General features: G+C 71.6%; 20 protein-coding genes. 10 read left to right on the top strand and 10 right to left on the bottom strand.

What is annotated here, in order from left to right:
• Window positions 1-1034, bottom strand: a 1034-nt coding sequence (locus ABZS66_RS22485; protein WP_354760573.1) for a sigma-70 factor domain-containing protein, incomplete at its 3' end; no start/stop codon positions are given.
• 255 nt (window positions 1035-1289) lie between these two features.
• On the opposite strand from ABZS66_RS22485, the gene ABZS66_RS22480 reads away from it, so the two are divergent.
• Window positions 1290-2096, top strand: coding sequence for an inositol monophosphatase family protein (locus tag ABZS66_RS22480; protein ID WP_354760571.1), 807 nt, complete (start codon window positions 1290-1292; stop codon window positions 2094-2096).
• Between the two features lie 26 nt (window positions 2097-2122).
• Here the strand turns inward: ABZS66_RS22480 and ABZS66_RS22475 are convergent, their stop codons facing one another.
• Window positions 2123-2662 carry a LytR C-terminal domain-containing protein gene (locus ABZS66_RS22475; protein WP_354760569.1) on the bottom strand — a complete coding sequence of 180 codons (540 nt, stop codon included), beginning with the start codon at window positions 2660-2662 and terminating at the stop codon, window positions 2123-2125.
• A gap of 357 nt (window positions 2663-3019) precedes the next feature.
• On the opposite strand from ABZS66_RS22475, the gene ABZS66_RS22470 reads away from it, so the two are divergent.
• The gene (locus ABZS66_RS22470) at window positions 3020-3316 is read left to right on the top strand and encodes a DUF4193 domain-containing protein (protein ID WP_354760567.1); all 297 of its coding nucleotides are present in this window, start codon (window positions 3020-3022) and stop codon (window positions 3314-3316) included.
• Window positions 3317-3397: 81 nt separating this feature from the next.
• Window positions 3398-4186: a hypothetical protein gene (locus ABZS66_RS22465; protein ID WP_354760565.1), complete on the top strand. Its 789-nt coding sequence runs from the start codon at window positions 3398-3400 to the stop codon at window positions 4184-4186.
• Here the strand turns inward: ABZS66_RS22465 and ABZS66_RS22460 are convergent.
• Window positions 4157-4615: a DUF3093 domain-containing protein gene (locus ABZS66_RS22460; RefSeq protein WP_354760563.1), complete on the bottom strand. Its 459-nt coding sequence runs from the start codon at window positions 4613-4615 to the stop codon at window positions 4157-4159. The genes ABZS66_RS22465 and ABZS66_RS22460 overlap by 30 nt on opposite strands.
• A 58-nt stretch (window positions 4616-4673) precedes the next feature.
• Between ABZS66_RS22460 and dut the strand changes: the two genes are divergently transcribed.
• From dut to ABZS66_RS22440, 4 genes are all read left to right on the top strand, one after another.
• Window positions 4674-5147 carry a dUTP diphosphatase gene (gene dut, locus ABZS66_RS22455; protein ID WP_354760582.1) on the top strand — a complete coding sequence of 158 codons (474 nt, stop codon included), beginning with the start codon at window positions 4674-4676 and terminating at the stop codon, window positions 5145-5147.
• Between the two features lie 74 nt (window positions 5148-5221).
• Entirely contained in the window at window positions 5222-5872 is a 651-nt protein-coding gene (locus tag ABZS66_RS22450; protein ID WP_354760580.1) for a DUF3710 domain-containing protein, read from the top strand.
• Window positions 5873-5935: 63 nt separating this feature from the next.
• The gene (locus tag ABZS66_RS22445) at window positions 5936-6328 is read left to right on the top strand and encodes an OB-fold nucleic acid binding domain-containing protein (protein ID WP_354760561.1); all 393 of its coding nucleotides are present in this window, start codon (window positions 5936-5938) and stop codon (window positions 6326-6328) included.
• A 314-nt stretch (window positions 6329-6642) separates the two neighbouring features.
• Window positions 6643-7362 carry a DUF3159 domain-containing protein gene (locus tag ABZS66_RS22440; protein WP_354760559.1) on the top strand — a complete coding sequence of 240 codons (720 nt, stop codon included), beginning with the start codon at window positions 6643-6645 and terminating at the stop codon, window positions 7360-7362.
• Between the two features lie 21 nt (window positions 7363-7383).
• Here ABZS66_RS22440 and ABZS66_RS22435 read toward each other — a convergent pair whose 3' ends face one another.
• Entirely contained in the window at window positions 7384-8076 is a 693-nt protein-coding gene (locus ABZS66_RS22435; protein WP_354760557.1) for a TrkA family potassium uptake protein, read from the bottom strand.
• 3 nt (window positions 8077-8079) lie between these two features.
• Window positions 8080-8745: a TrkA family potassium uptake protein gene (locus ABZS66_RS22430; RefSeq protein WP_354760555.1), complete on the bottom strand. Its 666-nt coding sequence runs from the start codon at window positions 8743-8745 to the stop codon at window positions 8080-8082.
• Window positions 8746-8843: 98 nt separating this feature from the next.
• On the opposite strand from ABZS66_RS22430, the gene ABZS66_RS22425 reads away from it, so the two are divergent.
• Entirely contained in the window at window positions 8844-10838 is a 1995-nt protein-coding gene (locus ABZS66_RS22425; RefSeq protein ID WP_354760553.1) for an APC family permease, read from the top strand.
• Between the two features lie 7 nt (window positions 10839-10845).
• Window positions 10846-12003 (top strand): class I SAM-dependent RNA methyltransferase, encoded by a 1158-nt coding sequence (locus ABZS66_RS22420; protein ID WP_354760551.1) that lies wholly within the window; start codon window positions 10846-10848, stop codon window positions 12001-12003.
• Between the two features lie 664 nt (window positions 12004-12667).
• Here ABZS66_RS22420 and dxs read toward each other — a convergent pair.
• The 5 genes from dxs to ABZS66_RS22395 all read right to left on the bottom strand — a co-directional run bounded on the left by dxs (window position 12668) and on the right by ABZS66_RS22395 (window position 18608).
• Window positions 12668-14632 carry a 1-deoxy-D-xylulose-5-phosphate synthase gene (gene dxs / locus ABZS66_RS22415; protein ID WP_354760549.1) on the bottom strand — a complete coding sequence of 655 codons (1965 nt, stop codon included), beginning with the start codon at window positions 14630-14632 and terminating at the stop codon, window positions 12668-12670.
• Between the two features lie 225 nt (window positions 14633-14857).
• The gene (locus ABZS66_RS22410; RefSeq protein ID WP_354760547.1) at window positions 14858-15862 is read right to left on the bottom strand and encodes a hypothetical protein; all 1005 of its coding nucleotides are present in this window, start codon (window positions 15860-15862) and stop codon (window positions 14858-14860) included.
• 50 nt (window positions 15863-15912) lie between these two features.
• Window positions 15913-16233, bottom strand: coding sequence for a hypothetical protein (locus ABZS66_RS22405; RefSeq protein ID WP_354760546.1), 321 nt, complete (start codon window positions 16231-16233; stop codon window positions 15913-15915).
• The gene (gene aroD / locus ABZS66_RS22400) at window positions 16230-16955 is read right to left on the bottom strand and encodes a type I 3-dehydroquinate dehydratase (RefSeq protein ID WP_354760544.1); all 726 of its coding nucleotides are present in this window, start codon (window positions 16953-16955) and stop codon (window positions 16230-16232) included. The genes ABZS66_RS22405 and aroD overlap by 4 nt, the downstream gene beginning before the upstream one ends.
• A 96-nt stretch (window positions 16956-17051) precedes the next feature.
• Window positions 17052-18608, bottom strand: coding sequence for a TROVE domain-containing protein (locus tag ABZS66_RS22395; protein WP_354760542.1), 1557 nt, complete (start codon window positions 18606-18608; stop codon window positions 17052-17054).
• Between the two features lie 369 nt (window positions 18609-18977).
• Here ABZS66_RS22395 and ABZS66_RS22390 point away from each other — a divergent pair, with 369 nt between their 5' ends.
• Window positions 18978-19757: an RNA ligase family protein gene (locus tag ABZS66_RS22390; RefSeq protein WP_354760540.1), complete on the top strand. Its 780-nt coding sequence runs from the start codon at window positions 18978-18980 to the stop codon at window positions 19755-19757.
• The last annotated feature ends 795 nt before the right edge of the window (window positions 19758-20552 follow it).

Genomic DNA, 20552 nt, shown 5'->3' with positions numbered 1-20552 from the left:
CCCTCCTGGATGAGGTCCAGGAACGCCATGCCACGGCCCGTGTACCGCTTGGCGAGCGAGACGACCAGCCGGAGGTTGGCCTCCAGCAGGTGGTTCTTGGCGCGCTCGCCGTCACGGGAGATCCACATGAAGTCACGCGAGGCCGGCATCGTCATCGGCTCGCCCGACTCCTCGGCCGCCCGCAGCCGCTCCGCGGCATACAGGCCGGCCTCGATCCGCTTGGCGAGCTCGACCTCCTGCTCCGCGTTGAGGAGCGGGACCTTGCCGATCTGCTTCAGGTAGGCCCGGACCGAGTCGGCCGACGCGGTGAGCTCGGCGTCGCGCCGGGCCTGCTTCAGCGCCTCCGACTCGTCGTCGTCCCACGCGAAGTCGTCGTCGGTCGCGGTCGCCTCGGCGTCGGCCTCGGCCGCCTTGACCTCGGCCGGCTCGTCGACGACGACGTCCTCGATCTCGGCGGCCAGCGCGGCGTCGTCGAGCTCCTCGAGCTCCGGCTCCTCGCCGGACCCGGCGGTCGGGGCGGCCGGCTCGGCTGCCTCGCCCGGCGACGCCTTCTTCACGGCCGCCGCCTTGGCCGGTGCGGCCTTCTTGGCTGGCGCGGTCTTCGCCGCGGCGGCCTTCTTCGCCGGTGCGGCCTTCTTGGCAGGTGCGGTGGGCGCCTCGGGCGCGGCCTTCTTCACGGGGACCTTCTTCACCGCCGTGTCGTCCTGGGGGGACTCGACGGCTGTCAGCGGCTTGGCCGGCGCCCTGCTGGCGACCGGTGCGGCCTTGGCTGTGGCGGCCTTGGATGCCGGGGTGGCGGACCGGGCTGCAGCAACCTTGCGGCGGCTGTTGGCCGAGTCGTCGACCACGACGGTCACTCCCGCCTCGGCCAGGCTCCTGAGCAGCTTCTTCGCGTGCGCGGGGGTTACGTCTGCGGTGTCGACCGCCTGCGCGACCTCCGCCGACGTGAGGTGGCCGCCGTTGGCGGCCGCACGTGCGATCAGCGTGTCGGCGAGGGAGCGTACGTCGACGCTGGGCTGGTGAGCTGCTGTCACGAACGACCTTCCGGTGCGATGAGCGAGCGACGGCCGATGCGGCCGAGTTTCGCGCACGGCGCGGCCGTGCTGAGTGGCCGGGTTGCTTGTGGTGGCGCCCGCGTGCCGGGTCTCCGATGAGGCGGATTCACCAGCGCTCGGGCAGCGCGTGAATTGTAACGCTCTCTCGCTCCAACATCCCGTCTTGTGGGTACCGTGCGGGCTTGTTGTGACCGAACGGATGGGGCGAAAGGGGCTTCGGTCGACTTTGTAAGGATGGTGACCATGGATCAGCCGGCCGAACTTTTGGCTCTCGCCGTCTCCGTCGCCCGCTCCGCCGCCGTGCTCGCGGCCGGTATGCGGGCCGAGGGCGTCGACGCCGTCGCCACCAAGTCCACCGCCACCGACGTGGTCACCGCCGCCGACCGGGCGGTCGAGCGACACGTCCGGGAGGCACTACACGCCGCCCGTCCGGGCGATGCGGTACTCGGGGAGGAGTTCGGCGCCAGCCCGGAGCACGCCCGCGTCCGCTGGATCCTCGACCCGATCGACGGCACCGTGAACTACCTCTACGACCTGCCGCAGTACGCGGTCTCGCTGGCCGCCGAGGTCGACGGGCAGGTGGTCGCCGGGGTGGTGGTCAACGCGGCGACCGGCAAGGAATGGACGGCCGTCCGGGGCGGTGGCGCCTGGTCGGGCGACCGGCGGCTGGCCTGTTCGGGCGAGACCGACCTGGGTCAGGCGCTGGTGGGCACCGGCTTCGGCTACGCGGCCGAGCGCCGCCTGCACCAGGCCCGGGTGCTCGCCGGCCTGATCGGCCACGTGCGCGACGTGCGGCGGTTCGGCGCCGCCTCCATCGACCTGTGCCTGGTGGCCGAAGGCGCCCTGGACGCGTACTACGAGAAGGGCCTCAACGCCTGGGACCACGCGGCCGGCGGCCTGGTGGCCGCGGAGGCGGGCGTGCTCGTCACCGGGCTGAACGGCGCGCCGCCCGGGCCGGCCATGGTGGTGGCGGCCCCGCCGGCCCTCCACGGCCCGCTGCACGAGCGCCTGGCCGAGCTGGACGCGGCCGGCGGGCCGTGAAGCTCACTCAGCCTGCCCTGCTTCGCCTACTCAGCTGCGCAAGTGCCCTCGGGCAGCGACGGGTTGCCCAGGGCGCCGATCGCCTGGTTCACCTCGGTGATGGTCGGCAGCTGCCGGAAGCGCCCGCCGATGATCACGTCGACCCGGTCGTCCTGCCGCGCCTTGTCGAACTGCGTCTCCGCCTCGTTCAGGAAGTACGCCCGCATGAGCCAGGCGGCGCCGACCGTCTGCGGGCCGTAGCGGATGAAGGCCACCTCGTCGCCGGGCTTGTTCACCTGCGGGCTCGGCGCGACGGTCTGCACCTTCGCCTCCTTGAACCGGCGGGCCAGGAACTCCTTCGAGACGTCGGTGGCCAGGCCGGGCGTCCCGGTAGCGTTGTAGATGTTGAGCTTGACCTGCTCGGGCGTGGGGAGCTTGGCGTTGGCGACGATCGCGCCCTCGGCGCAGCCCTCGGCCTCCTGGGGGCTGCTCTGCCGATCCTTGACCAGGGCGACGATCACGAAGATGGCGGCGGCGACGACGAGGGTGCCGACCACCGCGAGCGCCCTGACCCGCGCAAAACTCATGGTTGCTCCCCGCCCTGCCGCTGATTCGTCACCAGTAAGACGCTCTGGCTGCCGGGTAGGTTAGCGCCTGCCGGCGATCGATGTTGCAGTCCCCACCCGGGATACCCCCAAAGTTCCCACCCGCCGTTGCGGTACGACTCCCCACGGGAACGGCCACGTGGCGGTATCGTCGCTGCCGCGGCGCGGGGGCTGGTTCGGCGCCGGGGATGATCGTTGTGTCGCCTCGGTCACATTGGGAACAAGTTTCCGCGCGTGGGCGTACAACAAACGCGCGAGGGGCGGTAAGGTACGCCGCCCGATCGACGTTATACCGGGCGCGATACCTACCGGCGACACGAAACAGGAGTGTGAACACCGATGGCCACCGACTACGACGCGCCACGTCGCGACGAGGTCGACCTCGGGGAGGACAGCCTCGAGGAGCTGAAGTCCCGCCGGACCGATGCGCAGTCCGCGATCGTCGACGTCGACGACTCCGACATTGGGGAGAACTTCGAGCTGCCGGGCGCCGACCTGGCCGACGAGGACATGACGGTCAAGGTCCTGCCGATGCAGGCCGACGAGTTCCGCTGCTCGCGGTGCTTCCTGGTGCACCACCGCAGCCAGCTCGCCGTGGAACGGAACGGGGAGCTGATCTGCCGCGAATGCGCGTGATCCGGAAGTTGATCACGCGGAGGTGGCGCGACCGTGCTTGAGTCATAGAGGGCGACGTTCCGCACCCCCCGGAGGTTGACGATGGTCCAGCCGGTGCCCGCCGACGAGGCGGCCGAGAACGAGCCGGTCGCCGAGGCCGAGCTGTCCAACGCCGTCAGCCGGTTGACGGAGGAGGACACGCAGCCGCGGGAGCGGCGGCGGCTGCTGGGCCGGATCATCCGCGTCGAGCTGCGTGAGCGGGGCGTCCGGGACCTGTTCCGGCCCAAGAAGGCGATCAACTGGGTCGCCGACGCGGTGACGCGCGTCGCACCCCACATCAAGGTGCGTGACCTCGACACCCTGCGGGCCCACCACGGCGGCCTGGAGGGCGAGGAGCTCGCCGAGCGGCTGATCCGCAACGCCTCGCGGGTGACCGCGGGCATCGGCGCCGCCGGCGGCGGCGTGGCGGCCGTCGAGTGGGCCGTGACGCCCTCGCTGCTGTCCGCCCCGGTCCTGCTGGCCGCGGAGACGGTGGCGGTCGTCGCCGTGGAGATGAAGCTCATCGGCGAGCTGCACGCGGTCTACGGCCGGCCTATCGAGGGCACCGGCGCCCAGCGCGCGCTCGCCCTGGTCCAGGCCTGGGCCCAGCGGCGCGGCATCAACCCCATGCGCGTCGGCGGCAGCGTCGCCGCGGCGATGGGTACCGCCCTGCGCAAGGAGCTGCGGGACCGGCTGCTCAAGCGCTTCGGGCGCAACCTGAGCACCCTGGGTCCCTTCCTCACCGGCGCGGCCGTCGGCGGGTTCCTGAACCGGCGGGCGACGCTCGCGCTCGGCGACGACATCCGCAAGGACCTGCGGGCGTCAGCCGACCCGCGCGTCATCGAGGGCTGACCGCAGGGCCTCCGGGCGCCGGGTGCTGATCAGCCAGTACGGCGTGGGATCGGCCTCGTCGGCCACCTGCACCCGCACGGCGCCGCCGATCCAGGGCCGCTGCACGACGAACGCCTCGGGATGCGCGTACGGACCCAGCAGGTCCCGCTTCTCGTCCGGAGTGAGGGTCGTCACCTCGCCGATGTACCGCAGCGGGATGTGCGCGTCGTCCACCCGCAACTCGCCGTCGGACACCTCGACGCGGATGCGGCCGAGCCGCCACAGCCCCACGGTGGTCAGCGGCAGCAGCAGGAGGTAGGCGACCCACGTCGCCGCGCCGGGCGCGCCCAGCCTGACCTCGGCCGCCAGCGTGACGGCGATCGCCACCGCGGGCAGCCACAGCCACCAGGCGACGGTGAGACGCTCGCGGTACGGGTTCGGCTGTGCCACGTGTGCGAGGGTACGTGTTCAGGCGCCCGGCCGACCCGGCAGGATGGAGACCATGGGGATGGACGTGCTCATCAAGCGGCTCGAGCCCGATCTGCCGCTGCCGGCCTACGCGCACCCGGGCGACGCCGGTGCCGACCTGGTGGCGGCCGAGGACGTGGAGCTGCCGCCGGGGGAGCGGGCCCTGGTCCGCACCGGCATCGCGATCGCGCTGCCGGAGGGGTACGTCGGGCTGGTCCACCCGCGCTCGGGCCTGGCGGCCCGGCTGGGGGTCACCGTCCTGAACGCGCCCGGGACGGTCGACGCCGGCTACCGCGGCGAAATCCTGGTGAACCTCGTCAATCATGATCGGGTGACCACGGCAAAGATCAGCCGCGGTGACCGGATTGCCCAGCTTGTCATCCAACGTGTGGAGCGGGCACACTTCCACGTCGTCGAGGACCTTCCCGATACTGTGCGCGGGGCTGGTGGCCACGGGTCCACCGGCGGGCATGCCGGCCTGACGGCGGCAGCGGACTTGGAGGCAGAGCAGTGATCTTCTCGCGCAATCGCGGGAGCGGGCGGAACGCCAAGGGCGACTCGCGCCCGCGCGCCGAGGCCGATCTCGACCTGACCGGGGACGACGAGGTCGAGGAGGCGTCGGCGCGCGCCGGCGGGCCTTACGACATCAGCGAGGCGCCGGCCGGCATCGCCCAGCTCGATCTCGGCGCGCTGAAGGTGCCGGCGATCGAGGACGTCGAGGTCCGGGTCCAGGCCGACAACGACGGCAAGATCCAGCAGGTCGTGCTCGTGTCCAACGAAAGTGCCCTGCAGCTCGGCGTGTTCGCCGCGCCCCGCAGCGAGGGCATCTGGGACGAGGTCCGCGCCGAGATCCGCAAGCAGCTCTCCAACGACGGCGTCGCGGCCGAGGAGGCCGAGGGCGACTACGGCATCGAGCTGCGCGCCCGCGTCCGCACGCCGGACGGCCTGACCGACATCCGCTTCGTCGGCGTCGACGGCCCCCGCTGGCTGGTCCGCGCCGTCTACCAGGGTGCGGCCGCGATCGACCCGTCGGTCGCGCCGGCCCTCACCGAGTGCCTGCGCAACCTGGTCGTCGACCGCGGCAACGAGGCCATGCCGGTCCGTGAGCCGCTCCCGCTGCACCTGCCCAAGGAGGTCGCCGAGGCCTCGGCGAGCGCCGAGGAGCAGGCCGACAGCGAGCCGGTGAACGGCGACGGCACCGCCGGCCGAAAGCCGTCACCCCGCCCACGTCGCAAATAGCCGGATCTCGCGTACCGTCGTAATGAGGGTGTCATAACAGCCGAGGAGGGTGGCACCGTCATCATGGCCACGGACAGTGAGAACGCGGTCGAGGAGCGGGGCCTGCGGAGGTTCTTCCGCCGGTTGACCGCGAGCGACTCCGAACTCGAAGCGGAAGAGCTGCAGCGCGACGCCAAGCAGTGCGGCAGCATGCCTGCGCTGGCCTGCCGGCGCGGGCAGGTGGTGAGTCTCAAGGGACGGCTGCGCACGGTGGTCTACACGCCGCGCACCAACCTGCCTACCCTGGAGGCCGAGCTCTTCGACGGCAGCGACCTGGTCACACTGGTGTGGCTGGGCCGCCGGCACATCGCCGGCATCGAGCCAGGCCGGGCGATCACGGCGAAGGGGCGCATCGCGGTCCGAGACGGCCGCAAGGTGCTCTACAACCCGTACTACGAACTCGACACACCTCGATAGACAAGACTGCCGAGCGCAAAGCAGAGCGCGAAGCACACCGCCACAGCAAGATCGCGACACACACCGTCACGGCAAGTGCGACGCGTGACGCACAGCGCCGCGGCAAGATCGCGACACACACCGCCACGGCAAGTGCGACGCGTGACGCACAGCGCCGCGGCAAGATCGCGACGAACACCGCCGGGGCTAGCGCGCTGCATGCGGCGCGCAGCGCCGCGACAAAGGTGCGGCGCGCAGCGCCGCATGGGGGGTGTGGGGTGGGAACCCCCCACGAAACCGCGGGCGAAGCCCGGGGAGCTAGAGACAGGAGCCGGATGCAGCCAGCTGACAAGACCACCACGCCGTCGCCGACCGAGGAAGAGCCGCTCCCGTCGTTCTCGGTCCAGATGTCCGAGCAGCTGGGCGGGGTACGCGGGCTCATCGAGTCCAGCATCCCGATCACCCTGTTCATCGTGGTGAACTTCCTCGGCGACCGCTTCGAGTGGTGGTCCCTGCGCACCTCGCTGATCATCGCGGTGGGCGCGGCGCTGTCGATGGCGGCCTATCGCCTGAGCCGCCGCGAGCCCACCCGTCACGCCTTCAACGGCGTGTTCGGCATCGCCATCGGCGCGTACATCGCCTGGAAGAGCGGCGACGCCAAGGACATCTACCTGCCGGGCATGTTCCTCAGCGCCGGCTACGTCCTGGGCATGCTCGGCTCGGTCGCGTTCGGCCGTCCGCTGGTCGGCTGGCTGTGGTCGATCATGCTCGACAAGGGCGCGACCCGGTGGTACGACAACATCCGCCTGCGCCGCGCGTTCACCTGGCTGACCGTCGTGTGGGCCGCCGTCTACGCGGCGAAGCTGGGCGTCCAGGTCCTGCTGTACCTCGACACCGCCGAGAACGCCGACGACCTGCTCGGCGTGGCCCGCCTGGCCCTGGGCTGGCCGCCGTATGCACTGCTGGCCGCGCTGACCGTGTGGCAGGCCCGCCGGATCCTGCGCAGTGACCCGGCCGAGCCCGAGTACCGCGCGGCCGAGCCGAAGCCCGCCTGACGGGCGCCGGCCCGCGGCGGGTCAGCTGTGCTTGTTGCGGGTCTTCTCGACGCTGTCCGCGCCCAGGATCACCGCGCGGACGGCGTCCTCGACCTCTGAGGTCACGACGAAGATCAGCTCGTCGCCGGCCTCCAGCGGGTCGTCCGGGGTCGGCACCAGCACGCGCTTGCCGCGCAGGATGGCGACCAGGGCCGCGTCGTGGGGGAGTGGCACGTCGCGGACCGGGTGCCCGACGTAGGGGGCCGTCTCGGGCAGCGTGATCTCCACCAGGTTGGCCTCGGCCTGGCGGAACGTCATCAGGCGGACCAGGTCGCCGACCGACACCGCCTCCTCGACCAGGGCCGCCATGAGCCGCGGCTTGCTGACCGAGACGTCGACGCCCCACTGCTCGTTGAACAGCCACTCGTTCTCGGCCCGGTTGATGCGGGCGACCACCCGCGGTACCGCGAACTCGGTTTTGGCCAGCAGGGAGACGACGAGGTTGACCTTGTCGTCGCCGGTGGCCGCGACCACGACGTCGCAGGAGGAGAGGTCGGCCTCCTGGAGGCTGGACAGCTCACAGGCGTCGGCCAGGATCCACTCGGCCTGCGGGACCCGCTCCGGGCGGACCATGCGCGGGATGCGCTCGATGAGCATCACCTGGTGGCCGTTGTCCACCAGTTCCTTGGCGATGGAGCGGCCGACGTTGCCGGCACCGGCGATCGCGATGCGCATGTCTCAGTGTCCCCCTTCGGGCGCCGAGCCGGTGACCTTGGTCACTGGTGCGAGCATCTCGTCGGTCAGCAGCATGAACGCGAGGTCGCCGTCCTGGATGACCGTCGACTCGGTCGGCAGCATGGCCAGGCCGAACCGCATGAGGTACGCGACGCGGGCGCCGCTGCGGCGCTCCAGCGTGCTGACGGTGTGGCCGATCCAGTCGGGGTGCATCGGCACCTCGACGATCGAGACCGTGCTGGTCGGGTCGCGCCAGATCTCGACGTTGCCCTCGGGGACCAGGTGGCGCAGCATCCGGTCGGCGGTCCAGCGCACGGTGGCGACGGTCGGTATGCCGAGCCGCTCGTACACCTCGGCCCGCTTCGGGTCGTAGATACGGGCCACGACCCGTTCGACCCCGAACGTCTCGCGCGCGACGCGGGCCGAGATGATGTTGGAGTTGTCGCCGGACGACACCGCGGCGAACGCGTCGGCCCGCTCGATGCCGGCCTGCAGCAGGACCTCCCGGTCGAACCCGACCCCGGTGACCGTCGTGCCGTGGAAGTCCGAGCCCAGCCGGCGGAACGCGTCGGCCTCGACGTCGACGACCGCGACGGTATGCCCGCGCTGCTCCAGGCTCTGTGCCAGTGTGGATCCCACGCGGCCGCACCCCATGATCACGACGTGCACGTTCCCCGCCTCCGTCCGAACCGCACTCGCGTTGAGCATGTCATGCGCGGACGAGACCGGTGCACCCGGAGGCATCGGGACCCGTACGCTTAGGCGTCGTGGCCAGTCCCACCTCACTGATGAAGCGGCTGCTCGTGGGCCGTCCGTTCCGCTCGGACCGGCTGAAACACACGCTGCTGCCCAAGCGCATCGCGCTGCCGGTGTTCGCTTCCGACGCGTTGTCGTCGGTCGCCTACGCCCCCGACGAGATCCTGCTGACGCTGTCGATTGCCGGCGCGTCGGCTTTTTTGATCTCGCCATGGATCGGTGTCGCGGTCGCTGTGGTCATGCTCACAGTGGTCGCCAGCTATCGGCAGAACGTGCACGCGTACCCCTCCGGCGGCGGCGACTACGAGGTGGCGTCGGTCAACCTGGGCCCGCGCTTCGGCGTCGCGGTGGCGAGCGCGCTGCTCGTCGACTACGTGCTCACCGTCGCCGTGTCGACCGCGTCGGGCGTGGCCAACCTGGGCTCGGTCGTGCCGTGGGTCGCCACGCACAAGGTCGCCATCTCGATCATCGCCATCGCGGTCCTGACCGCGATGAACCTGCGCGGCATCCGGGAGTCCGGCGGGTTGTTCGCCGTCCCGACGTACGGCTTCATGATCGTCATGATCGGCATGATCGCGACCGGATTCATCAAGATCTTCATCCTGGGTGACGACCTGCGCGCGCCGAGCGCGAACCTGGTCATCCACGCCGAGGAGAGCCACATGACCGGGCTCGCCATGGCGTTCCTGCTGCTGCGGACGTTCTCGTCCGGCTGTGCGGCGCTCACCGGCGTCGAGGCCATCTCCAACGGCGTGCCCGCGTTCAAGGAGCCGAAGAGCAGGAACGCGGCGACCACGCTGCTGCTGCTCGGCACGATCTCGATCACCATGCTGCTCGGCATCATCCTGCTGGCCCGCAAGACCGGCCTGCAGTTCGTGGAGAGCCCGGACCAGATCGTCAGCGGCCCGTCCAACTACGTGCAGAAGACCGTCACCACGCAGCTCGGCGAGACGGTGTTCGGCGCGGGGTCGATCATGCTCTACGTGGTGGCGGTCATCACCGCGCTGATCCTGTTCCTCGCCGCGAACACGGCGTTCAACGGCTTCCCGGTGCTCGGCTCGATCCTCGCCCAGGACCGCTACCTGCCCCGCCAGCTGCACACGCGCGGCGACCGGCTGGCCTTCTCCAACGGGATCATCCTGCTGGCGCTGGCCGCGATGGTCCTGATCGTCGGGTTCAAGGGCGAGGTCACGCGGCTGATCCAGCTGTACATCGTCGGCGTCTTCGTCTCGTTCACGCTCTCCCAGGCGGGCATGATCCGGCACTGGAACCGGCTGCTGCGGACCGTCCGCGACAAGCAGACCCGCAACCGCATGATCCGGTCGCGCACGATCAACATCATCGGCCTCACGATGACCGCCGCCGTGCTCGTCGTGGTCCTCATCACCAAGTTCCTGCTCGGCGCGTACATCGCCATCATCGCGATGATCGTGATCTATTTCCTGATGGTCGGCATCAAGAAGCACTACGACACGGTCGCGCGGGAGCTGACCCCGTCGGAGGACCGCCCGGTGCTGCCGGCCCGCAACCACGCGGTCGTGCTGGTCAGCAAGGTGCACCGGCCGACCCTGCGGGCCATCGCGTACGCGCAGGCCACCCGCCCAGACAGCCTCACCGCGCTGACCGTGAACGTCGACGACCACGACACCCGCAACCTGCAGGAGGAGTGGGAGCGCCGCGGGATCCCGGTGGCGCTGACCGTCATCGACAGCCCGTTCCGCGAGATCAACCGCCCCATCCTGGACTTCGTGCGGATGAAGCGCCGCGACGCGCCCCGCGACGTGGTGACCGTCTTCATCCCGGAGTACGTCGTGGGCCGCTGGTGGGAGCACCTGCTGCACAACCAGAGCGCGCTGCGCCTCAAGGGCCGCCTGCTGTTCGAGCCGGGCGTGATGGTCACCAGCGTGCCGTGGCAGCTGAGCTCCATCGATGACGTCGACATCGACAAGATGGACGCGACCCTGAGCCGGGGCCCGAAGCGCGGCCCGCGCTCGCAGTCGTCGTGACCTGCTGATGACACTGATCGAGCTCGAGGTCGGCCCGGTCGCGCACGGCGGCCACTGCGTCGCCCGCCACAACGGCCAGGTGATCTTCGTGCGCCACGCGCTGCCCGGCGAGCGGGTGCTGGCCCGCGTGACCGACGAGCGCAAGGGCTTCCTGCGGGCGGACGCGGTGGAGGTACTGCTGCCGTCACCGGACCGCGTCATCCCGCCCTGTCCGTTCGCGGGCCCCGGCGCGTGCGGCGGCTGCGACTGGCAGCACGCGGATCCGGCCGCCCAGCGGAGGCTGAAGGAGCAGGTCCTCGCGGAGCAGCTGGCCCGGCTGGCGGGCATCACCGCGACGGTGCCGGTGGAGCCCCTCCCCGGCGGCCCGCTGGGCTGGCGGACGCGGGTCCAGTACGCCGTCGCCGCGGACGGGCGGCCCGGCTTCCACAAGCACCGCTCGTCGGAGGTCCTGCCCGTCGACCGCTGCCGCATCGCGCACCCGTCGGTGCAGGCCCTGCCGGTGCTGGCCGCCTCGTGGCCGCCGGGCTCGTCGGTCGAGGCGGTGGTCTCGTCGGAGGGGGACACGGCAGTGGTACCCCGGGCCTCCCGCACCGGCGCCGTGTCCGCACCGAAGGTCCGCGAGACGCTCGGCGCGTTCACGTGGAACCTGGACGCCACGGCGTTCTGGCAGGTCCATCCCCAGGCGGCGCCGGCCTTCACGGCCACCGTCCTGGACATGCTGGCCCCGACCCCGGCGGACCGCGTCTGGGACCTGTACGGCGGCGCCGGCGTCTTCGCCTCCGTCCTGGCCCCGCACAGCGGCCCGGTGACGGTGGTGGAGTCCGATCGCCGCGCGGTGTCGGTCGGCCAGCGCGCACTACGCGACCTGCCGAACGTCCGCTTCACGCGGGGCGACGTGGCGACGGTCCTGTCGAACCCCCGCTGGCGCACGGTGGACCTGGTGGTTCTGGACCCGCCGCGCTCCGGCGCCGGCCGGGCGGTGGTGGAGTCGATCGCGGCCCGCTCCCCGCGGGCGGTGGCGTACGTGGCCTGCGACCCGGCGGCCTTCGCTCGCGACGTGCGGACGTTCGGGGAGCGCGGCTACGAGCTGGCCCGGATGCGAGCCTTCGACAGCTTCCCGATGACCCACCACTTCGAAACGATCGGCCTCCTGCTCCCGCGGTGACGCCGCTGGCGACTTGGAGGGCGACTGAAGCGGGCGAACCGCTCCAAGATCGGCGGTTTGGCCCGGTGAGTGCGGCTGGCCAGTGGCAACGCCCGCCGAAGGCCGAGCGACGCACCTTCGCTCCATGATCATGGGAAACTTCTGGCTGTCTGGGCGACCAGATGTTTCCCATGATCATGGAGCGAGCCCGACGAGGCAGGCCGTGGTGGGTGCGGGCCGGACCGTGGCGCGGCGGCGTGCTGCGATCCGTGGTGGAGTCCGGGCCGGACGGCGTCGCCAGGGCCGCGGTGCAGCCGGGCCGCGGTGCGGCCTTGAGCCGCGGTGCAGCCCTGGGCCGTGCTGGAGTCCGGGGGGCGGACGGCGTCGCCAGGGCCGCGGTGCAGCCGTGCCGCAGTGCCCCGGCCGCGGTGCGGCCTTGAGCCGCGGTGCAGCCCTGGGCCGCGGTGGAGTCCGGGGGGCGGACGGCGTCGCCAGGGCCGCAGTGCAACCGGTCCGCAGCGCCCCGGCCGCGGTGCGGCCTTGGGCCGCGGTGGAGTCCGGGCCGGACGGCGTCGCCAGGGCCGCGGTGCAGCCGTGCCGCAGTGCCCGGCCGCGGTGCAGCCTTGGGCCGCGGTGCAGTCCTAGGCCGGACCGTGGCCGGGGCGAGCGGTGTGGGCCGGGGGCATTAGCGGCGGGTGGCTCGGGTGCGGGTGCCGGCCGGGATCGACAGCCGCTGGTCGTCCAGGCGGCTCACCCACTCCGTGACCTGGCGGGCCACGTCCTGCGCGGTCAGCCCCAGGTCGGCCAGGATCTCGTTGCGGGAGCCGTGCGGGTGCCAGCCCTGCGGGACGCCCAGGTCGCGCAGCGGGACCCACACGTCCGCGTCGCGGAGGGTCTTGGCGATCGCGTCGCCCACGCCGCCCGTGCGGATGCCGTCCTCCACCGTGACCACCAGGCGGTGCTCGCGGGCCAGCGCGACCAGCTCGACCGGGACCGGGCGGACCCAGCGCGGGTCGACCACCGTCACGCCGTAGCCCTGCTCGGCCAGCCGGGACGCGGCGTCCACCGCCAGGTGGGCGAAGGCGCCGACGCTGACGAGGAGGACGTCCTTGCGCTCGTGCTCGGCCAGGACGTCGACGCCACCGAAGCCGTCGACGCCGCCGACGCGGCGCAGGGCCGGGAGGTCGGCGGGGACGGCGCCGGTCGGGAAGCGCAGGATCGTCGGGCCGTCCTCGATGCCGACCGCCTCGCGGAGCTCCTCGCGGACCGTCTGGGCGTCGCGCGGGGCGGCCAGGCGCAGGCCGGGGACCACGCCGAAGACCGACATGTCCCAGATGCCGTAGTGCGACGGGCCGTCGGGGCCGGTGATGCCGGCGCGGTCGAGGACGAAGGTGACCGGGAGGCGGTGCATGGCGACGTCGAGCAGGACCTGGTCGAAGGCGCGGTTGAGGAACGTCGCGTAGACGGCGACGACCGGGTGCAGGCCGCCGATCGCCAGGCCGGCGGCCGAGGTGGCCGCGTGCTGCTCGGCGATGCCCACGTCGTAGGCGCGCTCGGGGTACTTCTTCATGAGCTTGGCGATGCCGGTCGGCTCGGCCATCGCGGCCGTGATGCCGACGACGTCGGCGCGCTCGTCGGCGATTGCGACCAGCTCGTCGGCGAAGACCGCGGTCCACTTGAGGGCGGCCGGGGCGAGCAGCTTGCCGGTCTCGATGTCGAACGCGCTGCTCGGGCCGTGCAGGCAGTCGGCCTCGTCCTCCTCGGCGGGGCGGTAGCCGAAGCCCTTGCGGGTCACCGCGTGGACGATGACCGGGCCGCCGAAGCCCTTGGCCTTGCGCAGCGCCGACTCGACGGCCTCGCGGTCGTGGCCGTCGACGGGCCCGACATATTTGATCCCGAGGTCCTCGAACATCGCCTGCGGCGCGACCGCGTCCTTGATGCCCTTCTTGACCGCGTGGAGCACCTCGTAGAGCGGCGGGCCGACGAGCGGCGTGCGGCCCAGCGAGTCCTTGACGAGGTCGAGCACCTTCTCGTAGCTCGGGTTGAGCCGCAGGTTGGACAGGTGGTCGGCCAGGCCGCCGATCGTCGGCGAGTAGGACCGGCCGTTGTCGTTGACGACGATCACCACCGGGTTCTTCGCGGCGGCGATGTTGTTGAGCGCCTCCCAGCACATGCCGCCGGTGAGCGCGCCGTCGCCGACGACCGCGACGACGTGACGCGGCTCGCCGCGCAGCGCGAACGCCTTCGACAGGCCGTCGGCATAGGACAGCGCGGTCGAGGCGTGCGAGTTCTCGACGAGGTCGTGCTCGCTCTCGGCCTGGCTCGGGTAGCCCGTGAGGCCCCCGCGCTGGCGCAGGAGATCGAAGCCGTCCTGCCGGCCCGTGACGATCTTGTGGACGTAGGCCTGGTGGCCCGTGTCGAACAGGACCCGGTCCTTCGGCGAGTCGAACACGCGGTGCAGCGCGAGCGTCAGCTCCACGACGCCGAGGTTGGGGCCCAGGTGGCCGCCCGTGCGGGAGACCTTGGCGACCAGGAAGTCGCGGATCTCCGCGGCCAGGACATCGAGCTGCTCGGCGGTGAGATTGCGGAGATCACCGGGCTCGCGGACCGTGCTCAGCAGGGACGCGGCCTCGATCTCATCTGCGCTCATGCCCGCCGAGTCTAGTGGGGCCCCGCGAGCCCGCACCCCGGGCGGACCAAATCTTGACTGCTTCCACACACTTCGTGACTCACCGTCGCCGACCCGCCGCGGCGGCGCACCGGACGGCGTGAACTGGGCCAACGCGGTGTCGCCCGAGCACGCCGACAGGCCCGGCAGCGCCAGGCCCGCCGGCACGCGCCGACGGCTATGTCCCATGCGTGCAGGATCAGCCCGTCACGCGGGCGGGGCGCCCCACTCCGGCGACCCGGCCGGCGCCAGCTCGATCTCGCTCGCCAGGCGCGCCGTGCTCAGCCCGGGCTCGATGCGGGCGCGCATGTCCGCGTACGCGGTCAGGGTCAGCGGCGCGGTGAGCACCGAGCCCGCGGCCGTGAGCACCGCCGTGAAGATCGAGCTGACGACGATGCCGACGGTGAGGGCGGCGGTCAGCACCGGCCCGGTCGTCTCGAAGTTCCCGGTCAGCGACTCGGCGCCGCCGAAGGCGACCTGGATCACCTGGCCGATGATGCTCGCGATGACCGCGACGCCGATGCTGATGCCCCAGACCGTGGCGACACGGGCGATCGAGGACCCCAGGTCGCCGTGGAACAGCTGGAAGCACCGGCTGATCACGTTCGTGCGCTCGAACGTCACGACCACGGGCAGCACCAGGAACACCGCGATGAGGTAGAACCCGGGCAGGATGCAGGCGCAGAAACCGACCACCGTGATGAGGCCGGCCAGCAGCTGCCAGCCGATGAGCGGGAACACCCGCTTCGCCGCCAGGGCGAGGGACCGGCCGACCTGCGGCTGCACCCCGGACGCGACCGCGACGCCGATGTGGTTGCTGGCGATCACGACGGCGAACTGGACCAGCAGCACCAGGAAGACGCCGAGGAAGGTCAGCCCGAGCACGCCGAGGAAGGGCCCGAGGTCGATCTGCTGGGTCGTGTTGGGGTCCGTCGGCAGCTGGCTCTGCAGGTACACGAGGTACAGCGCCGGCGGCACCGTGAGGACGACGTTCGCGACGATCCCGATCGCCTGCAGGGTCGCGAGCGGCTTCCATGCGGTCTTGAGGATCGCCATGGTCCGCTGCCACCAGCCGCCGTAGTTCGGGCTGATCAGCGGGTCGTACCCGGCCTGCTGCCCGAAGATCGGCACCGCGTACCCGCCGGTGGGTGCGGCCTGGTAGTAGACGGGGTACGGCTGCGGCTCGTCGGGCCCGGGCGGGGGCTGGGTCATGGTTCCTCCGTATCGCGGTCAGCGACCTACGACGATAAGGCCCCGGTGCATCATCCCTGGACGGGCGGCGGTTGGATCATCGAGGAGTAGATGAGCGTCAGTACCAGCCCGGTCACCCACAGCGTCACGCACCACCGGATGCCGGACTTGCCGCGCAGGTACTGCACCGCGACGACCGAACCCGCGACCATCAGCGCCACGCCGACCGACCAGACCGTCCAGGCCGCGGTGCTGCGCTCGACGTCGCCGGCGGGCCCGACGCCGAACACCGCCCGGCCGAGCCCGAACACGAAGACGGCCGTGAACAGCACCACCGCTTGGGCGACCGACTTGCGGACCGCCCGCCACGGGTCGCGCCGGGGCGCCGTCATGAGGCCCGCCGCGCGGCGAAGGCCGGCGAGAACCGCTCCAGCAGCGCCACGGTCTCGGCGAACGGCAGCTGGCCGGGCGCCGGGTGGCCGCCGATCGCCGAATAGGTGATCCGGGAGCCCAGCAGCGGGAAGAAGACCCTGGACGCCGCCCCTTCACCGCCCATCCCGATGACGATCATCCGGCTCGAGTTGTACCGCAGCAGCAGCGCCGACAGCGTCCGCACGTCGTCGGGGCCGTGGGCCATGGTGCTGATCTTCACCAGGTCGGCCCCCGCCGCCAGCGCCCCGTCGACGATCTCGGCGAGCCGCTCGGGCGACGGCGTGGCGACGAAGTCGTGGTGCGAGACCACGACGAGCCTGCCCAGCGCCCGCGCGGCGGCGACGACCCCGGGCAGCACCTCGGTCGCGGAAAGCTCCACGTCGACGGCGTCGACCTCGGGCAGCAGCGCCTCGTAGAGCCGCAGGCGCTCGGCCTCGTCGCCCGGCCAGTACCCGCCCTCGGTCTTCGACCGGACGGTGGCCAGCGTCGGCACGCCGCGGAACGCCCGGACCCGGTCGACGACGTGGGCGGGGTCGGCCGAGGAGTACCAGTCCACGCGCAGTTCGGCGACGTCCACCCCGAGGTCCCGGACCCGGGCGGCGTCACCCTCGGCGTCGTCGTCGCCGAAGCTCACCGCGACCAGCGGCACCCCGTCGGCGAGCCGCTCGCGCAGCGTTGCCATGACTCCCCCTGCCTGTGAAGGACAGAGGGAGTCTACTGGCAGCTTCCAGGCGACCGTCCCACTCGGGCGCCGCGCTCGGTCACGCTCGAAGACCGGCTAGAAGGGCCACTGGCCGTCCCGGCCCGACTCCAGCAGCGGGATCATCCCGAAGCCGGCGTCGGTCAGGCCGCCGAACGTCCAGCGACCGTTGTTGAGCGGCGTGTGGCCGAGCCGGTAGCCCGCCAGGTTCCAGGTGAAGATCGGGACGCTCTGCGGTACGGCCGAATCCACCTCGGCGTCGAAGGACGCCTGCTCGTCGGTGAGGATCACGACCCGGTCGTGGTGGGCGTAGCGCTCGCGCACCGCCTTGGCCGTCGCCGTGCCGCCGTTGTGGAAGTGGCCGTCCGCCCGGAAGCGCTCGATCGCCCGCAGTACCGACTCACGCTTCTGGAGACGGAACTCCGTGGTGTGGCCGGAGAACGACACGATCGTCGCCGACGAGCAGCGCGACGCGAGCGCCAGCCCGAACACGACCGCCGCGTCCCACCGGCGCAGCGTGCCGTCGCGCGAGAAGACCGAGTTCATCGAGCCGGACGTGTCGATGAGGATCAGCGTCCGCCCGCTCAGTTCCGGCACGTTGCCCAGGCTCAGCGTCAGCGCCTGCTCCAGGGCGTGGGCCCACCGCAGCGACGGCGCCGCGCGGTACGCGCTCAGGAACCGCATCGGCAGCTGCTTCGACCGCGCCACCTCGTTCGGGTCGGACAGCCGCGCGGCGACCCCCGCCGCGACCCCGTCGGGCACGCCGGCCTCGTCGAAGTTGCGCAGGTTGCGCAGCAGGGCCATGTAGCCCATCGACGGGATCAGCACGGTCCACAGGGCGGCCTTGTCGCCCTGCTTCCCGGCGAGCGACAGCACGTCCTCCCACGTCATGCCGGCCGCCGCGAGCCGCTCGGGGTCGAGCAGGGCCGCGCCGCCCTCGGCCCGCAGCCGCTCGTTCTCGGCGAGCATGGCGAGCGAGCCCGGTATCGGCAGGTCCTCCCGGCGGTGCCGGCGGCCCAGCGCGTACGCGAACAGGTCGCCCTGCCACGGCGCGCCCGGCGCCGGGTGGGTCAGGTCGACGACGTCACCGAAGCGGAAGGCGTGGCTGGCGGTGTCGTACTTCAAGAGGTTGCGCTCGGTGTAGAGCCGCTGGACGGCGTCGGCGATGCCGCGCTTCACCGGCTTGGGCACCGCCCGGCCGTAGCGCGAGATCCAGTACGCGAGCAGCTCGCCCGGCTCGTCGGCCCGCTGGAGCACGCTCGCCACGACGGCCCGGTTGTCGCCGTTCGCACCGGCATCGAGCCGGCCGCGCACGAACTCGGCCGCGCCGACGATCGACGCCGTGCGCAGGTTCGCTCCGCGGCGCAGCCAGCGCAGCAGCCGCGCGGTCCAGTCGGGGTCCTCGACGGCCACGGTCCGCACGAGGTGCGCGAACCGCTCGTCGCGCTCGCCGGCCGCCTCGTAGAACGTCTGCTCGCCGACCATGTTCGTCACGGCCAGCAGGAAAAGCTCCGACTTGGCGTCGCGGCCGTATCCGACGCCCCCTTCGAAGGTGCGTCCGGCCGGGCGCGACGCGCCCTTGAGCGGGCCCTTTCCGAGCGCCGCCTTGACCTTCTTCGCATTGAGCTTCGCCATTTTGTACTTCCCGTTGTCGAGGGCAGCGCGAAATCACGTCGCGACGGGGCGCTCCGAGTTCCAGTCGGTGTCGGAACGTTAGTGCTCTACCTGGCTGAGCTACGTCCCGCGGGGTGGCCGGGACGGCGGGATTCGAACCCGCGACCTCTCGATCCGGAGTCGAAGTAACCGGCACCTGCGCACCGGAACGCCTCGACGCAGCGTGATTGTGTCGCGCCCGCCCGAGATCCTGGCGCCCACGGCGGCCACATTTACAGAATGGAAGTATCCGTGGACTTCGCACCGGGCGGTGCGTGCTTGAAAGGTAGCAACGGTGGTCGGACGCGGTCGCCTCATTTTTCGGCTTGCCCGCGTGGCGATGATGAGTGCGTGACCGAATTCGCTGTGCGAGCCGCCGACCTGCGGGTGCTCAACTCGCTGACCAAGTACCCGTCGATCCCTACGTACCACGAGCTGGACCCGCGCAACGGGGGCCTGCTCCCGACCGTGACGTCCTTCTCCGGGTCCGTGATCGCGACGGAGAAGGTCGACGGGACGAACAGCCGCCTGGTGCTGCTGCCCGACGGCACGTACCTGATCGGTTCGCGCGAGGAGCTCCTGTACGCCCAGGGCGACCTGATCGGCAACCCGGCCCTGGGCATCGTCGAGCAGCTGAAGCCGGTGGCGTCGCGCCTGATCGACCAGCACGACGGCACGCTGCGCGTCTACTACCTGGAGCTGTACGGCGGCAAGGTCGGCGGCGCCGCCAAGCAGTACACCCGCGACGCGTCCACCTTCGGCTGGCGCCTCTTCGACGTCCTGGAGCTGGCGGACTGGCCGACGGCCCTGACCTGGCCCCCGTCCCGGATCGCGACCTGGCGCGAGTCGGGCGGCCAGCCCTTCGCCGACGAGTCGACGCTGCTGAAGCTGGCGGACGCGGCGGAGCTGGAGCTGACGCCCCGCCTGTTCACGCTGCCGGCGGCGGACCTCCCGACCACGATCGAGGCGACGCTGGACCTGCTCCGGGCAACGCTCCCGACCACGCGGGTGTCCCTGGACCCGGCGCTGGAGGGCACGTCGGAGGGCATGGTCTTCCGCACGGAGACCCGCACGACGATCGCCAAGGCAAGGTTCCAGGACTACGAACGCACGCTGAAGCGCCGCCGCTGACCGCCTTTCATGATCGATGGCGCGTTCTGGTCGCCATGACAGCCAGAACGCGCCATCGATCATGGCCGGGGCCGCGCCGCCATGATCAAGGGAAGTATTTGGCTGTCATGGCAGCCAGAAGTTTCCCTTGATCATGGCCGCTGTCGCTCGGCCGAGCATCCCCGCCACGCCGGGCCGATCCCGCGGCGCCGGCCCGTCCGGCCTGTCCAGCGATCGGTCGCCCGACCGATTTGCTGCTTTCTCGGTCGGTCGACTGACCGACCTTTCTGCGTTCTGCGCTCGGTCGGTCGACCGACCGACTTGCTGCTTTGCGCTCGGTCGGTCGCCCGACCGACCGACCGTTCTGCGTTCTGCGTTCTGCGCCGGGTCGGTCGGCTGACCGAGCCTCCGCGATGAGTCGGCCGACCGACCGAAATCCTCGAGGGTGAGTCGGTCGATCGACCGAATCTCCCGGGCCTGAGTCGGTCGATCGACTTGCTGCTTTCTGCGCTCGGTCGGTCGACCGAGCGAGCCCCCTGCGATGGGTCGGTCGACCGACCGAATTCCTGGAGGCCGAGTCGGTTGGCGGCGAGGTGTCCGTACGGGCGGTCGCCGGAGCGTTGTAGACGGGTGGGGTGCGCGGCGGCGGTCGTTGGCGGAGGGGTAACCGCCCGGGTGGGTTCCGGGCGGTCGCCGGAGCCTTGCGTAGACGGGTGCGGTGGCAGGCGCGGCGACGGGTGCGGTGGCAAATGCGGTGCGGGGGCGGTGGTGCGGGGCGGTGGTGCGGGGCGGTGGTGCGGGGCGGTGGTGCGGGGC

Source organism: Dactylosporangium sp. NPDC005572, assembly GCF_040605515.1.
Taxonomy (GTDB): Bacteria; Actinomycetota; Actinomycetes; order Mycobacteriales; family Micromonosporaceae; genus Dactylosporangium.
Note: the sequence above shows the minus strand (reverse complement) of the source record. Positions and strands in the feature narration are given on the sequence as shown.

Excerpts from the sequence above, each read along its gene's own strand:
- ABZS66_RS22435 (WP_354760557.1), bottom strand. The coding sequence starts at position 8,076 with ATGCGCATCGCGATCGCCGGTGCCGGCAACGTCGGCCGCTCCATCGCC.
- ABZS66_RS22405 (WP_354760546.1), bottom strand. The coding sequence starts at position 16,233 with ATGACGGCGCCCCGGCGCGACCCGTGGCGGGCGGTCCGCAAGTCGGTC.
- ABZS66_RS22480 (WP_354760571.1), top strand. The coding sequence starts at position 1,290 with ATGGTGACCATGGATCAGCCGGCCGAACTTTTGGCTCTCGCCGTCTCC.
- ABZS66_RS22440 (WP_354760559.1), top strand. The coding sequence starts at position 6,643 with ATGCAGCCAGCTGACAAGACCACCACGCCGTCGCCGACCGAGGAAGAG.
- ABZS66_RS22395 (WP_354760542.1), bottom strand. The coding sequence starts at position 18,608 with ATGGCGAAGCTCAATGCGAAGAAGGTCAAGGCGGCGCTCGGAAAGGGC.
- ABZS66_RS22465 (WP_354760565.1), top strand. The coding sequence starts at position 3,398 with ATGGTCCAGCCGGTGCCCGCCGACGAGGCGGCCGAGAACGAGCCGGTC.
- dut (WP_354760582.1), top strand. The coding sequence starts at position 4,674 with ATGGACGTGCTCATCAAGCGGCTCGAGCCCGATCTGCCGCTGCCGGCC.
- ABZS66_RS22410 (WP_354760547.1), bottom strand. The coding sequence starts at position 15,862 with ATGACCCAGCCCCCGCCCGGGCCCGACGAGCCGCAGCCGTACCCCGTC.
- aroD (WP_354760544.1), bottom strand. The coding sequence starts at position 16,955 with ATGGCAACGCTGCGCGAGCGGCTCGCCGACGGGGTGCCGCTGGTCGCG.
- ABZS66_RS22420 (WP_354760551.1), top strand. The coding sequence starts at position 10,846 with ATGACACTGATCGAGCTCGAGGTCGGCCCGGTCGCGCACGGCGGCCAC.
- dxs (WP_354760549.1), bottom strand. The coding sequence starts at position 14,632 with ATGAGCGCAGATGAGATCGAGGCCGCGTCCCTGCTGAGCACGGTCCGC.
- ABZS66_RS22470 (WP_354760567.1), top strand. The coding sequence starts at position 3,020 with ATGGCCACCGACTACGACGCGCCACGTCGCGACGAGGTCGACCTCGGG.
- ABZS66_RS22475 (WP_354760569.1), bottom strand. The coding sequence starts at position 2,662 with ATGAGTTTTGCGCGGGTCAGGGCGCTCGCGGTGGTCGGCACCCTCGTC.
- ABZS66_RS22445 (WP_354760561.1), top strand. The coding sequence starts at position 5,936 with ATGGCCACGGACAGTGAGAACGCGGTCGAGGAGCGGGGCCTGCGGAGG.